Annotated in this window: 12 protein-coding genes and 2 pseudogenes; 11 read left to right on the top strand and 3 right to left on the bottom strand. The window is 37.2% G+C overall.

The features are described from left to right. Window positions 1-81 precede the first annotated feature (81 nt). The 9 genes and pseudogenes from MM236_RS08525 (at window position 82) to MM236_RS08485 (ending at window position 12,764) form a co-directional block, all read left to right on the top strand. Window positions 82-843 carry a 6-phosphogluconolactonase gene (locus MM236_RS08525; protein ID WP_241274543.1) on the top strand — a complete coding sequence of 254 codons (762 nt, stop codon included), beginning with the start codon at window positions 82-84 and terminating at the stop codon, window positions 841-843. A 120-nt stretch (window positions 844-963) separates the two neighbouring features. Beyond that, on the top strand, window positions 964-2,526 hold the full coding sequence (locus MM236_RS08520) for a family 20 glycosylhydrolase (protein ID WP_241274542.1): 1,563 nt from the start codon (window positions 964-966) through the stop codon (window positions 2,524-2,526). 2 nt (window positions 2,527-2,528) lie between these two features. Continuing rightward, window positions 2,529-4,010: a sodium:solute symporter family protein gene (locus MM236_RS08515; protein ID WP_241274541.1), complete on the top strand. Its 1,482-nt coding sequence runs from the start codon at window positions 2,529-2,531 to the stop codon at window positions 4,008-4,010. A gap of 3 nt (window positions 4,011-4,013) precedes the next feature. Next, window positions 4,014-5,162 (top strand): N-acetylglucosamine-6-phosphate deacetylase, encoded by a 1,149-nt coding sequence (locus MM236_RS08510; protein WP_241274540.1) that lies wholly within the window; start codon window positions 4,014-4,016, stop codon window positions 5,160-5,162. Window positions 5,163-5,209: 47 nt separating this feature from the next. Further along, window positions 5,210-6,823, top strand: a pseudogene (locus MM236_RS08505) (beta-N-acetylhexosaminidase). A 428-nt stretch (window positions 6,824-7,251) separates the two neighbouring features. Continuing rightward, window positions 7,252-7,386, top strand: a complete 135-nt coding sequence (locus MM236_RS19690; protein WP_255742359.1) for a hypothetical protein — start codon at window positions 7,252-7,254, stop codon at window positions 7,384-7,386. A gap of 421 nt (window positions 7,387-7,807) precedes the next feature. Further along, window positions 7,808-10,999: a TonB-dependent receptor gene (locus MM236_RS08495; protein WP_241274539.1), complete on the top strand. Its 3,192-nt coding sequence runs from the start codon at window positions 7,808-7,810 to the stop codon at window positions 10,997-10,999. A 103-nt stretch (window positions 11,000-11,102) separates the two neighbouring features. After that, a complete protein-coding gene (locus MM236_RS08490) occupies window positions 11,103-11,738 on the top strand; it encodes a Crp/Fnr family transcriptional regulator (protein ID WP_241274538.1) in 636 nt (211 codons plus the stop codon). 18 nt (window positions 11,739-11,756) lie between these two features. After that, window positions 11,757-12,764, top strand: a complete 1,008-nt coding sequence (locus MM236_RS08485; RefSeq protein WP_241274537.1) for an alkaline phosphatase D family protein — start codon at window positions 11,757-11,759, stop codon at window positions 12,762-12,764. A 461-nt stretch (window positions 12,765-13,225) separates the two neighbouring features. Here MM236_RS08485 and MM236_RS08480 read toward each other — a convergent pair whose 3' ends face one another. After that, a complete protein-coding gene (locus tag MM236_RS08480) occupies window positions 13,226-13,987 on the bottom strand; it encodes a nucleotidyl transferase AbiEii/AbiGii toxin family protein (RefSeq protein ID WP_241274536.1) in 762 nt (253 codons plus the stop codon). Further along, window positions 13,984-14,271 (bottom strand): DUF6922 domain-containing protein, encoded by a 288-nt coding sequence (locus MM236_RS19850; RefSeq protein WP_439648014.1) that lies wholly within the window; start codon window positions 14,269-14,271, stop codon window positions 13,984-13,986. The genes MM236_RS08480 and MM236_RS19850 overlap by 4 nt, the downstream gene beginning before the upstream one ends. A 392-nt stretch (window positions 14,272-14,663) precedes the next feature. On the opposite strand from MM236_RS19850, the gene MM236_RS08475 reads away from it, so the two are divergent. Next, window positions 14,664-14,885, top strand: coding sequence for a hypothetical protein (locus MM236_RS08475; RefSeq protein WP_241274535.1), 222 nt, complete (start codon window positions 14,664-14,666; stop codon window positions 14,883-14,885). Window positions 14,886-14,997: 112 nt separating this feature from the next. Continuing rightward, window positions 14,998-15,198, top strand: a pseudogene (locus MM236_RS19775) (hypothetical protein); the annotation flags it as partial. Here the strand turns inward: MM236_RS19775 and MM236_RS08470 are convergent. Further along, window positions 15,124-16,275 carry a site-specific integrase gene (locus tag MM236_RS08470; RefSeq protein WP_241274534.1) on the bottom strand — a complete coding sequence of 384 codons (1,152 nt, stop codon included), beginning with the start codon at window positions 16,273-16,275 and terminating at the stop codon, window positions 15,124-15,126. The pseudogene MM236_RS19775 and the gene MM236_RS08470 sit on opposite strands and share 75 nt — an antisense overlap. Between the last annotated feature and the right edge of the window lie 58 nt (window positions 16,276-16,333).

The following is a 16,333-nucleotide window of genomic DNA, read 5'->3' as shown; positions in this document are numbered from 1 at the left end:
ATTCATATGTAATAGGGCTGAAGATAATCTCAAGGACAAATTTTGTCTTCAGCCCTACTGTTTCATAAAAACCTAATTAAAATGATAGATATTCAAAAAGACATTTATGTCTTTTCAGAACGAAAGCAGGTAGGAATTGCTGCAGGGCAGGCGGTTGAAAGATGTATTCTGCAATTACAGGAGAAGCAAAGCGAGGTGAGAATTGTATTTGCCGCTGCCCCTTCACAAAATGGCATGCTGGAATATTTGGCTGCTTCAAAAAAAATTAAATGGCACAAAGTAGTCGCTATGAATATGGACGAATACATTGGCTTGCCTGAAAATTCAGACCAATTATTCTCTAAATTTCTAGAAGAAAAGTTGTTTTCAAAAGTATTTCTGAAGGAGAAAAATGTGATCAATACTCATGCCCAAACAGCTAATGAGATCGAAAGATATACAAAATTGATCAATGAAGACATCATCGATATAGTTTGCCTGGGAATAGGAGAAAATGGTCACATAGCCTTCAATGACCCTCCTGTTGCAGATTTTGATGATCCAGAAGTCATCAAGATAGTGGAATTGGACGATGACTGCAAGATTCAGCAGGTTAATGATGGTTGTTTTGGATCCATAGAGGAAGTTCCCAAGACCGCACTTACACTTACCATACCTACATTGATGAAAGGAAAAAACTTATTTTGTGTTGTTTTGGGAGAAAACAAAAGTGAAGCAGTCAAAAACACCCTGTCAGGTTCAATAGCTACATCCTGCCCTGCTTCCATCCTTACGACACACCCCAACTGTAAATTCTATTTCGATCAAGAGGCCGTAAAAAAAATTGAAGACTTGTTAGAATAAAAACATATGGTCTCAAACCCACAGTGGAAAATGAAACTTTACACTGTGGGTCTTTACAGTAAAGTAACATCGAATTTTAACAATATATTAGCTAATAAACCATATTAATTCCCGATAAACATGACCAACAAAAAGCTTTATATATTTATAGCCATATTTGTAGTTTCAATATTTAATGCAACTTTTGGTTTTGCAGCAAATGTATGGGATAAAGGAGAAGAGGATTTCAAAATCAAAGGTTTTCACCTTGATCTGAGAATTCAGGTAATGACACCTCAGGCACTCAAGGATTTTGCAGAAGAAATGCATGGCTTTGGCTTGAATACATTGATTGTAGAGTGGGAGGGTACTTACCCATTTTCCAAACACGCTACTATATCGAATGAATATTCGTACTCGCGCCAAGAAGTTGAAGATTTCATTTCTTTTTGCGAGGAGTTGGGAATCAAGGTTATACCCCTTCAGCAAAGTTTGGGGCATGTGGAATACATCTTACGAAATCCAAGGTATAGTCATTTGAAAGAAGACAGGAAAGATATCTCCCAAATCTGTCCTCTAAAAACAGAAGAGAGTAGAGCGCTTTTTACAGATTTGTTCAGAGATTTGGTAGAATCGCATAATTCTGATTACATCCATATCGGAGGAGATGAAACCTATCTACTGGGACATTGTGAGCTATGTAGTCAAAAGGTAAAAGAAGTAGGTAAGTCCAAGCTTTTTGTAGATCATATGAAAATGATCACTGACATTGTCATAGAAATGGGTAAGACCCCATTGATGTGGGCAGATATTATTTTGAAATATCCAGAAGCTGCTTCAGAGTTGCCAAGTGAGACGATATTTATTGATTGGAATTATGGGTGGAAAATCAACCATTTTGGGGACATACCCAATCTTCAGAAATTGGGCTATTCCTTTTGGGGAGCGCCTTCCATCAGAAGCCATCCTGATAATTGGTATGTGACAGATTGGCCAACGCATTTCAAAAACCAGAAGGAGTTTATTCCCCATGGAAGAAAAAATAACTACAAAGGAATGGTCATGACTTCTTGGTCTACGACTGGACTTTATGGATTTACTTGGGATGTAGGTTATGACGTTGTGGACATGACACAGATAAGAAATACCTATCCTATGTCTGGATTTAGAATTTTGATCGCTAGCTATGCAGCATCTTTGGAAAAAGAAGAGCCTATTGATGCCAAAGAATTCGTTCTTGCTTATGCTTCCGAACGCTTCGGTATTAAAGAGAATGAGGCTTTGAATTTATGGTCATTTTTATCTTTTCCCCCAGAACTGATTGTGAATGGCAAGCCGGAAAAAAGTGATAATGTAGAAGAGATGAAAGCAAAATTTGCGGAAGTCAGAGATGACTTGCTCAAAGTTGCCCCCAAGAGTAATATTATGGAATTTGAACACTTTAAGTTGATGGCTGATTTGAGAATGCACTATTTGGATTACAAGCAAATTGAAGCAGTCTACAATTCGGAATCATTTTCCCAAGATATGACCTCCCAACTTATCGGTCAACTAGATGAAGTTTTGGAAGATGCAAAAATATTGAGTGAAAGGTTTGTTGATCTGAACAAAGGGTTTTTGTATGAATCTGAGCTTGAAGATCAAAATATCCTAAGGACACAACAAATGCTTGTGCTCCATAACCGTTTATCCAAGCTCAAATAGAAATGGAATTACTCGACTGGATAGTTCTGTCCGTATATTTCCTGATGCTCCTGTCTATAGGTCTTTGGGCTTATTTCCGTGTCAAAGATTCAGCGGATTTTTATACTGCTGGAGGAAAGCTGCCCTGGTGGCTTTCTGGTATTTCACATCATGTTTCCGGTTATAGTGGGGCAGTTTTTGTTGCCTATGCAGGGATTGCCTATACACATGGATTTACGCTGTATGTTTGGTGGGCTTTTACAGTAGGGCTTTCTACCTTGATAGCTGCTTTTTATATAGCACCAAGGTGGTCGAGATTGAGAATATATGCAGGGATCCAATCGCCAACAGAATATTTGCTGATAAGGTACAATTTATCCACCCAGCAACTGATTGCATGGACTGGTACAATTATCAAGATTTTTGATACGGGTGGCAAACTAGCAGCAATTGCTGTGCTTTTGAATGTATTCAGTGGCACGTCCATTACAGTAGGGATTCTTTTGGTTGGGATAGTTTCCTTGGTTTATATCACCATTGGGGGACTTTGGGCTGATGTGTGGAATGATTTTGGACAGTTTATAGTACAGCTGCTTGCCGGCTTGACGATGTTTGTGATGATTTTGCTAAAGCTTGAAGATGGTATTGCTGGGGTTTTTTCGATGTGGGAAAGACTTCCTGAGGGTAACTCTGACTTCTTCAATGATCCTTACACCATCTTGTTTGCACTAGTAATGTTGATGATAAATTTTTTCAGTTATAGTGGAGGTACTTGGAATCTAGCAACTAGGTTTATCTCTACCTCCTCTGGAAAAGTAGCCAAAAAAGCAGCCATATTATCATCCTCGCTTTATTTTGTTTGGCCTATAGTTTTGCTTTATCCAATGTTTGCAGCTCCGATATTTTTCCAAAATATCGCTGACCCTACGCTTTCCTACGGTACTATGGTATTGGAATTTTTGCCTGCAGGTCTGGTTGGTTTGGTTTTGGCATCTTTATTTGCAAATACTTTGTCAATGACTGCATCGGATTCCAATACCGTGTCGGCTGTCATCAGTAGAGATATATTGCCTGTAATTTTCCCTTCATTCAAAACCTTTTCCAAAACCAAACTTTTGAAAGTTGCCCGAATTACAACCTTTTGCTTTACGGTATTGACAATTATTACAGCTTTGAATTCAGGATATTTCGGAGGTGTGTTTGGTTTGATCATATCTTGGTTTGCAGCACTTCTGGGACCGATAGCAATTCCGATGATACTAGGCTTATTACCAGCTTTCAAAAAAAGTGATGGAAGGATAGCAATGATTTCAATAGTTGGAGGATTATTTACATTTGTTATGCTAAAAATATTTCCTGTTGATTCTTTGTCAGCTGAGATTGGTTCACCAACAATAGTTTCATTTTTGCTCTTTGTGATACTTGGGTATTTAAGCAATAAACCTGTACCTCAAGAAGTAAATGATCTACATGCCAGTTTAGGAAATAATGAAGAAAATAGATAAACCATGACACAATCCATAAAAGGCATCCACTTCAAAACGCAAAAACCTGTTAGTGTTTCTTTTGAAAAGAATAGGATTTTGGATATTTCTGAAAAAGAATCAAACACCGATCTATTTTGGATAGCACCGGGGTTGGTGGATCTTCAAGTAAATGGTTTTAAGGGTAAAGACTTTAATGAAGAAGTACTCAAGGTAGAAGATGTTAAGGATATCACGAAGGATCTTTGGGCTATTGGGGTGACTACTTATTTTCCGACTTTAATTACAAATAGTGAAGAAAAAATAGGCCTTGCGATAGAGAAGATTATAAAAGCTTGTGAGGATAAATCAATCGATGAAACAATCGAAGGGATTCACTTGGAGGGGCCATTTTTGTCCATGGAAGAAGGTCCAAGAGGTGCTCATCCCATTGCGTATATCAAAGCACCAGATTGGGATCTTTTCTGCAGGTGGCAATCATTAGCCAAAGGAAAAATCAAAATGATCACCCTTTCTCCAGAATGGCCTGAATCAGTTTTCTTCATAAAAAAATGTGTAGAATCAAGAGTGAAAGTCGCAATAGGTCACACCGCAGCGAGTCCATCTCAAATCAGTGAAGCCGTAAATGCAGGAGCTAGTTTATCCACCCATTTGGGAAATGCTGCCCATGCCTTTCTCCCGCGACATGCTAACTACCTATGGGAACAACTGGCCTCAGATAGTCTCTGGACTACAATGATTGCTGACGGTTTTCATCTACCCAAATCGATTTTAAAAGTGTTTTTGAAAGTGAAATCAGAAAAAGGCATATTGGTGAGTGATGCCACAAAATTTGCTGGAATGAAGCCTGGGATTTACCAAAGCCATATTGGTGGGGCGGTAGCCTTGGATGAAAACGGACGGTTATCTATGAGAGATTCTCCAGGGTTTTTGGCGGGATCTGCCAAATCTTTACTGGATTGTATCGATCATCTGACAAGCAATCAAATTTTGTCGCATGAAAATGCGATTGAAATGGCATCTGTAAAACCTATGGAAGCTATGGAAATCAGGACAGATTGCGGTTTGAAGATTGGGAACAGGGCAGATTTGATAGTTTTTGGATTGGAAGAAGGAAAAATATCTATCAAGCAAACCATAAAAGCTGGCGAAGTTGTCTGTTCAAACATTTGATGGAATCAAAAGTATTTTCAATAATTCACAATAGAAAAAATTAAAAAATGAATATGAAAAAGAACCTCTTGTATTTATTAGCCTCTTCCTTGATAGGTTGGGCTTCCTTATTCAATGCAAAGGCTCAAATCATTCCGCAGCCTCAACAAATGGAATTTGATGGTGGAGAATTGATCATAGAGGCTGGTTTGAATATAGTTTCATCTCCAGAATTACATAATGAAGCAAGATTTTTGGCAGATTTTCTGGATAAAGGATTTGGAAAAAGACCTGAAATACTTCAAAAAGGAGAAGGAATCAAGCTTTTGATCGATAAGGGATTAAGGGATTCACTGGGAGAGGAAGGTTACCGACTTAGTGTCGAAACCGATAGGATTAGCATTCTGGCTAGCTCTTCCACAGGTATATTTTATGGTATTCAGTCCTTTCAGCAACTTTTTCCAGCGGATTTTGGATTTAAGTCAGGTCATCAGAAAGTGGCAATAAAAATGTTAGAAATCACTGATAAGCCAAGGTTTGGGTGGCGTGCATTTATGTTGGATGAATCAAGGCATTTTATGGGAAAAGAGCAGGTCAAAAAGCTTTTGGACCAAATGGCTATGTTGAAAATGAATGTTTTTCATTGGCATCTCACAGATGATCAAGGTTGGCGGATAGAAATTAAAAAGTATCCCAACCTAACGGCAATAGGATCCAAGCGGAAAGATACACAAGTAGAAAGAGAGAGCGACAAACGCTTTGGAGAGCCCCATGAAGGGTTTTATACACAGGAGGAAATCAAGGAAATTATTGCCTATGCAAAAGACAGACATATCACCATTGTTCCCGAAATTGAAATGCCGGGACATGCTATGGCTGCAATTGCTGCTTATCCTTGGCTTGGATCTCTAGGTACAACAAAAGAAGTTCCTGAGACTTTCGGGAAAATGCCTGATTCTTTTAACATAGCCGACCCAAAAGTGATTGCATTTCTTCAAGATGTTTTGGATGAAGTGATTGATTTATTTCCGGGAAAAGCGATTCATATTGGAGGAGATGAAGTGAACTATGAGCCTTGGCTAAAGTCTGATTTAGTCCAAGAGTTTATGGTAAAAGAAGGGCTAAAGTCACCCGTTGATTTACAGATATTCTTCACCAACCAAATTTCAAATTATCTTGAAGGCAAAGGAAAACGCATGATGGGATGGAATGAAATCATGGGAGATGATATCCATGAAGAGCGGGAAGAATCACCTCAGGACATTGGACAAAAACTAGGGTCATCATCCATAGTCCATTTCTGGAAAGGAGACTTATCATTGATCCAAAAAGCAGTGAAGGAAGGTTATCAAGTGGTAAACTCAAACCATTAGGATACTTATCTTGATTATACTTATGAAAGGTTGCCGCTTTCCAAGTCCTACGCATTCAACCCCATTCCCGACGGTTTAGAGGAAAAATACCACAAGAATATCTTAGGAAGTGGTACCCAAATATGGACTGAATATACTCCAAATATCGAATCGATGGAGAAACAAGTCTTTCCAAGATTGATAGCATATGCAGAAGTGGGATGGACAGAATTGGAGAATAAAAATTTCGAGAGATTCAAAGAAAATCTGTTTATCTACCAGAAAAAGCTAAGCTTACTTGGGGTAAAATTTCACCAAAACATAGAATGACTCGCATTGGTATTGATTAAAAAAGCTAAGTCTGGCCATGAAATAATGGGGTTTAAAAAGGTTGAGATCTGCTAAAGTTTATTTTCTTTCCAGAATCTCTGATAGTAACCCAAAAATATGTATTTTGAAAGTTAGTTTTTCTAGGAAGGTTGTTGTGTATTGGAAAAAAAATTAGGTTCAAAATCCTGAAATACCAAAAGGGTTTATGTTGGAGTGGTTTTGTCTAATCAAAATGAAGACTGGAAGCTAAATGAAATTAAATTTGAATTGAAGAAAGTATTTATTGTCGTTGATGTTAGACATAATTCAGGTGGTTATGATTCAGCCTAATATCCATTGATGGTAAATATTTTGAGTGGTATTATCGAAATCCCAACTTTTTTTGTCATTATCTAAGTGCCTACTTTAAATCCCAACAAGATTTAGGAGTGAATGAGCAAGATATCCATGAATTGGAAGATGAGAAGGATAAAGCAATGTTGAGATTATTTTTTGATAACCAAGAGACTTTGGTCAGCTTTAGCAATGGGAAATATTATAATTATAGTCCAGCCACCTTTTAAACACAGCCAAAAAAGGTTGCTATTTTGATAGGAAAAGAGCTGTCAGTTCAGGAGAGACTTTTGTACCCAACACAAAATAAACTGAGAAAGTGATTTTGTATAGACAGAATACTGCAGGAATAATCGATGTTTTTAATGGATTGGAATTGGAATTAAGTTGTTTTAGCCTCCGTTTATGTTCTAGTGTTAGGAGTATTGATGCTGCCTAAAAGCGGATAGGCCCTCACACATAATTTTTCAATTTGATTAAATAACCCCTTTTTAATATGTCTAAATCTTAAAACAGTGTATTAAATTTATCGCAAGCGATTAGCTGTGTTAAGGCCATATGAACATAATTTTAATATGACTTAACATGTTAAAATTTAACATTTTTCTGGGATTTACTCAGCAAGATTTGTGGGAGTAAACCATTAATCTTATGTACAATTTATCTACACAACAAAAGAAAAAAGCCACAAAAGTATTTGTCTTAACATGGATATTTTTGTTGGGAATCTCAATTCATTCAGTCTTTGCCCAAGCAACCAATGCTACTGTAAGTGGCCTGGTACTGGATGATTCAAATGAACCACTTATTGGGGCAAATGTGCTTGTCAGAAATGAATCTACAGGTTTCGAAGCAGGCACAGTAACTGGTGTTGACGGAAGGTTTCAGTTTCAACAGTTACCTTTGGGGAAACCCTATTCAATCACTGTAAGTTTCATCGGTTTCAATACCCAAAAACTCACAGGTTACCAGCTCAACCAAGGTGATAGAATTAACCTTGACTTGAAGTTGGATTATGGGAGCAGTGATTTGGCTGAAGTAGTCGTGTCGGGTGAAAGCTTCAAAAACCAGGTTGATAAGCTTGGGGCGGTAACTGCCATAGACTCAAAACAGATCAAAAATCTTCCCACGGAAGGCAGAAACTTTACAAATCTAACAGCACTATCCCCACTTCAAGGAGGTGGAGGGCTTAACTTGGGAGGACAAAGAAGAACCTCTACCAATGTTACCCTAGATGGGGTAAATGCAAGAAACCAGTTGACTGCAGGCGAGATAGGAAGGGGGCCATATACAGTTTCCATAGAAGCAATCCGTGAATTTGAAGTAGCCACAAACTCTTATGATGTAACACAGGGGAGACAAGCCGGTGGGGCACTCAATGCAGTGACCAAAGCAGGCACCAATACACTTGAAGGATCTGCCTTTGCATACCATAGAAATGATAATCTTGCCAGTCCTTATGATATCAGAGGAAATAGAAGGGAAGTAGCATTTAACAACACCCAGTGGGGATTTAGTCTTGGAGGACCAATTATAAAGGATAAACTCCATTTTTTTACTGTTTTTGACAGGCAGGATGCAGGTGAACCCGTATTTATCGCTGACATTAGAAACGAAGATGACGAAAGAAGGCTAAGGATAAGGAAAGATACTTTGGACAAGTTTATCGATGTAGCAAGAAGACTTTATGGAGTAGGCCAAGAGCAACAGGTTGGTGAGTTTAGCAGAAAAACTGTAGCCAACACTTTTTTTGCAAGATTGGATTGGCAGATCAACAAAAGAAATAAGCTGACTATTAGGAATAACTACACAGATTGGTCAAATCCTTTCTCTGTAGATGACAATACAGCTATCAACCTTGCGGAAGTGAATGGGGATTTTACCTCCAAAGAGAATAGCTTATTGCTTTCTTTAAGGACAATTGTCAATCCTAATACCACCAACGAATTGAAAGTTCAGTTCCAACATGCAGAAAGAGCTTTTGCAGTGAATAGGCAATTACCTGCCACTAACATGCCTAGGGCAATCGTCAGGGTGGTATCTCCTTTTCCAACAGAAAATAATCCTGATGCCGTCCAAACTACTAACGTTCAGATAGGTGGGCAAAGGTTTCTTCCAGAGACCAATTTGGAACAACAGGTACATATTGTAAATACCACCTACACGCAAATGGGTAAGTTCAATTTTACTTTTGGTACAGACAACATGGTTACCTATCTAGAAACCTTGTTGAGCAGTGAGCAAAATGGTAGGTTCTTCTACAATAGTTTGCAGGATTTTGAAAACAACAATCCTTTCAGGTATGCCAGGGAAGTACCGCTTCAAGGGCTTCCTATCGTCAAGCAGACAGTTGTTGACCTATCTGCTTTTGCCCAAATGGAAGTCAATCTCCACAGAGATGTGAATTTGGTTGCAGGGCTAAGATATGATGCCACAATGTTTATGGACGAGGCTGCTTTCAATTCAAGTGTTTTTAATGAACTAGGGATAAGGACAGATAATAAGCCTATGGATTTTAGAAACCTTCAGCCTAGAGTTCAGGTTTCTTGGGATATCAAAGGCAGGAATACGGATGTCCTCAAATTTGGCGCTGGTATTTTTGCAGCACAGCCTCACTATTATGCCCAAGTAAACAATATTCAAAACTCAGGATCCATGCTTGCGGCAATTGATGTACAGGGAGAACTTGTACCCGAGGCGGATTTTATAGGATACAGGAATGGAGTTCCTGCACCTGGTATTCCAGAAGGAGCTGATTTTATATCTACAATCAACAGTGTGTCTGATGATTTTAGAGTGCCAAATACAATCAAGGCAAACCTGAACTATAACAAACTCTTGGGAAACAGATACAGGTTGGGAGCAAATATTATTTATTCCTATACATTCAACAACTATGTCTATCTAGAAAGGAACTTAGTTGATGAACCATTCTTTAGGTTGGAAAATGAAGCTAATAGAGGAGTTTTTGTTCCGGCAAACACCATTGGTCAAAATGGACAGACCAATTGGCTGAATTCAAGAAAATCAAATGATGTAGGTAGGGTATTGGAATTGAATTCCGTTGGGGCAGGCTACCAATACGCTTTGATCCTTGATGGTAGCATGAGGATAGGCAAAGATGGTTACCTTACAGCCTCCTACACCTTCAACCAAGCTTTTGACAATACCTCATACAATTGTTGTGTGGCGAATACCTCAACTTTTCTTCCGGTGGTAGATGATTCCAGAAAACTGAATTGGGCATACTCTGATAATCAATTCAAACACAAAATAGTATTGAACGGTGCATCACCTACATGGAAGGGTTTTACCATGGGTGCAACACTGATTGGTGTCAGTGGTTCAAGGTACTCGTTCCTTGTTTCCAATGGATCCTTACAGGGGGATTTTCCACTAAATAATGCCCTTGCATTTGTATTTGACCCAAATGATCCAAACACACCGGATAACATAAGGGATGGATACAATGCAATCCTAAATGATCCAAATACCTCCGAGAGCACCAAGAAATACCTAAGAGAAAGTTTTGGGAAAATTGCAGAAAGAAATGGTGGTGAAAACCCCATGTTTTTTAACCTTGACTTAAGACTGTTAAAACAGATCAGTATTGCAGGTTCCCATAGGTTTGAACTGTCAGGAGATGTATTCAATTTTATGAATTTGCTAAACAGGGAATGGGGTGTCAACAATAACCTAGGAAGCTCAAGAAACCTGCAAAGTATTAGGGGATTTGACCAAGATACAAGACAATATGTATATAATGTAGAGCAGGGTGTAGGTGTACTTCCTATCAATGGAACACCTTGGAGGATTCAGCTGGGATTAAGGTATTCATTTTAGTCTGTTAGCTTTTTGGGAATAATGGAACTTTATGTTAAGTGCGGTTTAAGTTATCATGAAGTTTTAGGAAGTGGGGTGATTATGTCACTACACTTCCTGAATTTTGAAGAAAAAAGCCATGGATGTCCTCTCTTATTTTCAGAGCCAACTTTCCAAAGAAGAAGCCAGACAATTGATAAAAGAGCAATATTACAAAAAGGGTGAGTATCTGTATAACCCTCCGCATAAACCTAATGAGATGTTTCAAATCTTTGAGGGAGCTATAAAAATCGGGACGTATTCCGAGGACGGGGAAGAAGTATGCTATGACATCCTTTACAAAAATGAAGTGTTTGGTAACCTCAGATATCTAAATGGGCAATTCTTTGAATTTGCCAAAGCATTGACTGATTGTAGGGTTGTATCTTATGAGCTTTCATTTTATAAGAAAATGATAGTCTTTGACCCGAAGGTGTCTGATTGGTTCAACAAGTCTGTCATACAGCGTTGGTGTCGAATGGAAACCCGCTTGTTCAAAATATGCACACTCTCCCCATCAGAAAGGATAAAAGCTATTTTCAAAGAGTTTGATGATACTATTATTGATGCCCGGTCATGTAAGGTTTTTATACCAGATCTATTGCATAAAGTTGATATATCTCAAATGACTGGGATCTGTAGGCAAACTGTCTCAAAATTGATGAAAAGTATGGAAGCAAAAGCTAAAACGCACAGATTAGAAACTGACTTATCTAAATAATTTGAATTAATAAAAAACATGATAACTATAAAATTAAAAACGATTGGGCTGTGCATCATTACAATGCTAGCCATAGAATTTTCTTCCTTTGCCCAACAGATCAGCAAAATTGCTTTTGGATCCTGCAACAAGCATGATCTCCCGCAGCCACTTTGGGGACCCATCGGTTTAGATAAACCAGATGTGTTTCTTTGGTTGGGAGATAATGTGTATGGTGATACCGATGATATGGAATTGCTAAAATCAAAATATGATGCCCAAAATATGGTAGATGGATATCGAAATCTTAAAAAGTCGGCCAAAGTTATCGGTGTTTGGGATGATCATGATTATGGTATCAATGACGGAGGAAAGTTCTATGCCCAAAAAGAGGCTTCCATGGAATTGATGCTTGATTTTCTAGATGAGGCAAAAGATAGTCCACGTAGAAAGCAGAGTGGGGTTTATGCTGTTCATGAATTTGGTGGTGGAAATGAAAAAGTCAAGGTTTTTCTTTTGGATGCCAGATATAACAGGGACTCCCTATATCGTGAAAACGGTGAATACCTACCAAATTTGGAAGGGTCCATTCTTGGTGAAGAACAATGGGAATGGTTGGCTTCAGAATTGGGTAAAAGTAAGGCGCAAGTAAATATTATTGCTTCAGGAATTCAATTTATTCCAACAGCACACCCATTTGAGAAATGGGAGAATTTTCCCAAAGAACGAGAAAGGTTGTTTAAGCTAATTGAAAGCTCAAAAGCTAAAAATCCTGTATTGATAAGTGGAGATAGACATATTGCAGAAATATCAAGACTGAAGGACAGTAGGTTTCCTAATGCTCTGTATGAGATCACATCAAGTGGGATGACTCACGTATGGAAGACTTACAAAGAAGAGTACAACCCATATAGAGTTGGAGGGTTGATTGCTTCACTTCATTATGGCTTGGTAGAATTTGACTGGGAAAACAGTCAGATGACCTACCAAATAAAAGGAGAAGAAGGTCAAGTTTATTTGGAGCAGCTTATTCAAATACGTGATTGACTTTGCCAACAAAGAGCTTAGAGCATATTAAATAAAACCCATTCAATTGAGTATTGGATGGGTTTTTTTAATTTTCCAATCCTGATTGGTTAAATCCAATTCATCGATTTACTTCTTAACTAATCTCAACTTTCTGTTCTAAACAAAATAAAATGACTCCACGGATGACGCTTTTTAAATAGAGGGATTTTTGAAAAATTTGGTTGTTTTACCACCAAAAATCAAAAAGCCCACCTCGTCAACCAAGGGGGCTTTTGAAAGACCAAATGTTAAATAATTGATTAAAAAAGTGCCTTTATTACTTAATTTGGCGCTTTTTAGCTTTTTCTTACTTTCTTAAATCTCAGGAAATCGAATTGGAAAAATCAATTTTGAAAGATTTAACGGCAACTTTAGTGCGCTCGGAAGTCTTTTTCTTTATTTGGATTTGGGTCTATAAAATGATTCAAAAATACAATCAATTAGTGTTTTCTTGGAGAGGGATATTCAATGTTTAAATGTAAACATAATCTTCTTATTTGCATCCTCCAATGAATACTTGCCATCCTCCATGAGACTGAGTTTTCCATAATGATGATGTTATCATGGGAATGCATCATCTTATCTTTACTTAATTTGTAGTTACTGTCAAACCTTAATAACAATAAAGGATTGTGAATTGCATTTTCTTCTTTGTCTAAATCAAAGATACTTCTATCTTTTTCTCCATTAAACCTAGTATACTTTTCTAAAAGTGTTTGATACAATTCAATTATTGGGATTTGTTCTGTGATATAGTACAAATCATAAATGTCTTTTTTGGCAGGTCGACTTGAAGCACTGAGCAATTTAAACAAACCAATATCCCTTAATGAAAATAATCGGATACCTTCGATTTCCTCAATAGGATCCATTGTCTTCATATTTTGTATCAAGTCTACTTTGATTACCACTGAGTTGCACTTGATGAAGAATCGCAAAAAAGTATATTGGTCGTTAATGTTGGTAGGGTCAATAAAACTAAATGCATTGTCTCTAAAATAATTTTCAACTTCCTGTTGAATACTCTTGAAGCCTTTAAATCCAATTATCTCTGTACAAAACAGATCAATGTCAACAGATTCACGATGGTTGAAGCGCAATGCTAGATTTGTACCTCCAGCTAAAGAAAATTTTTCAAGACTTTGTAAGCTTTGTAATTCTTTTATGGTGTTGAGCAGTATGGATGATACTGCTTTTTTCATAGAGTGTACCGGAAAAATGGCTTGGTATTGTAGCGATCAGATACAAGGGTGCAAACTTCATTACTAATAAGCTCTTTTGTGTTTCTTAAAATAGAAACAATGACTTCATGCGAGTACAGGTTTTCCAATTTTTGGATATCTTCCTCAAAACTATTTTTTGTGGTTGCAAATAGAGCCCTTGGAATAATAAGAGCCTTGTCTTTTTTAACGGATAGCTTGTTGGTATCCATATCCCAAAATAAATACTTTGGGAACAGTTCTGCTATGTTGATCCGCTTTTCCACGCTATTTTTTTTACAAAGGTATAAAATATTGTTGTATTATCTCAATTTTCATACCAGTTAAAAGTAATGCTTAGTTCTGTTTTTGACCAAAATGATTTAGATGATTTCAACCAAAATTTTCAAGTAAAATGAACGAGGCAAAAATATTATGTTTTTCCGGTATCAATAATTAAGAATTTCTTAAAAAATCAGGAATACCAATTGGAATTTTTATCAAGTTTTTGAATCCTAAAACTTGACATTTTGATAGTTCTCAACTTTCCGTTTTAGGCCGTTTTTCCAAACGCAAAATCATTTTTGCAAAAGGATTTTTCTCCCACCTTCAGTAGCAATACTGATAAATTTCATTTCCTGTTTCCAAAATTTATATCCAACCAAACTAAAACAAAACCATGGAAGCGGTAAGTATGAAAACCCATTTTGAAAATAGCATCAATGTCTATCCAGCGATTGGACAAATCCAGTCATTCTTTTATGAAAGAAAGGTACCATTAGAGGAGGCAGAACTGTTTTATTACTTCCATGAATCAGTAGGGTGGAGAACAGACAGCGGAGTACCAATTTTAGACTGGAAACCTTTTGCCAAACAGTGGATAGGAAACCTTGGATACTGATGGCTTGAAGTGGGTTCTAGTTAAATCAAAATCTAAGAATCCTGTAAAGCCAAAGCCCCAACACAGTTCGAGACGATAGTTAAAGACCTTAATTCTCAAATGCAAATACATAATGCCAGAAAACAAAATAAACAACCTGACCCGAAGGGTAGAAAGCAGAATCTCAGAAACCAAGTTCCAAGAATTGCTGACCATACTTTCCCAGAACCAGACGATGAGCAGCCTTATCAGAGACATATTATGCAAGCAGAAACTGGTGGTTACCACCTACGACAAAAGTCTTGATGTGTTTCTTGATAAACTTTCCCTGATCCACCAGGAAATCAATGCCATCGGTGTCAATGCCAACCAGGTAGTAAGGGTATTCTATACCACAGATATCGGCAATTTCTTTTAAGTAAGCATTCATTTTTTGGTTACTCAATACAGGAAGAACATTCCCACTAGCTAAACATTCCGCATGATCCTTGTATTTTTCTACAATCTCCAGCGCTTTTGGTAACAGTGGTAACCGAGTAGGTGATTGAGTTTTTTGTCTTTGCGTAAATATCCATTTCTCACCGTCAATACCATTAATAATCTGTTGCCTTTTCAGGTTTTTAACATCTATGTAAGCTAGACCTGTATAACAAGAAAAAAGAAATATATCTCTAACATTATCTAACCTGAATATTGAAAACTCTTTCGATTTTATTAAATCTAATTCCTCTTTAGTGAGAATTTCTCTTATAACTTCCTTGCTGGCTAAATTAAAATCAATAAAAGGATCACGAAGTATCCAACCTTTTTTTACACAGAGTAAAACTATTTTCTTGAAATAGATTAAATATTTAACAGTGGTATTATGGCTACAGTTTTTCACACTTCTAAACCAATAAGAAAAGTCAGCCAAAAATTCATAATCTAACTTTCTGATTTCAATATCTGGTTTCCCAAACTTCCATTGGATAAATGAACGTGTGTGCCTAAATGCTGTCATGTATCTTTTGAAAGTTCCATGTGCGAATTCTTTGCCAACAAGGCTTTCCATCCTTTCATTGTGTTCCTGAAATAATTCCAAAATCATCTTTCGATCGTCTGTAATACCGAGCAATACATTCTTTAAATTTATTGCAGAAATCTCCTTTTCTGTATCCATAAGGTGTTTTTTTGCTTGCAATACTTTAAATTGATATGAATCTAGAAATGTATTTAGGATCCTGTCATCTTCGGTTTTTCCAGTTGCACGGCCCAATCGGCTATTCCATTTACTAGGGACCCATGTTCTTTTAGTCGATAACTCTACTGAACTTTTATCCACTGTTATCCTGATATAGATATAATGACTTTTAGCTTTTTTTGACTTGGAGGTTTTCAAAAAGAAAAACATCCCGAAACTTGACTCTAACATGGCTTTTACAATTAAGAATTAAACATACTAAAACAGGGTTCAAAACACAAGATGTTCG

The organism is Belliella calami, from assembly GCF_022549695.1.
GTDB classification, from domain to species: Bacteria; Bacteroidota; Bacteroidia; order Cytophagales; family Cyclobacteriaceae; genus Belliella; species Belliella calami.
Note: the sequence above shows the minus strand (reverse complement) of the source record. Positions and strands in the feature narration are given on the sequence as shown.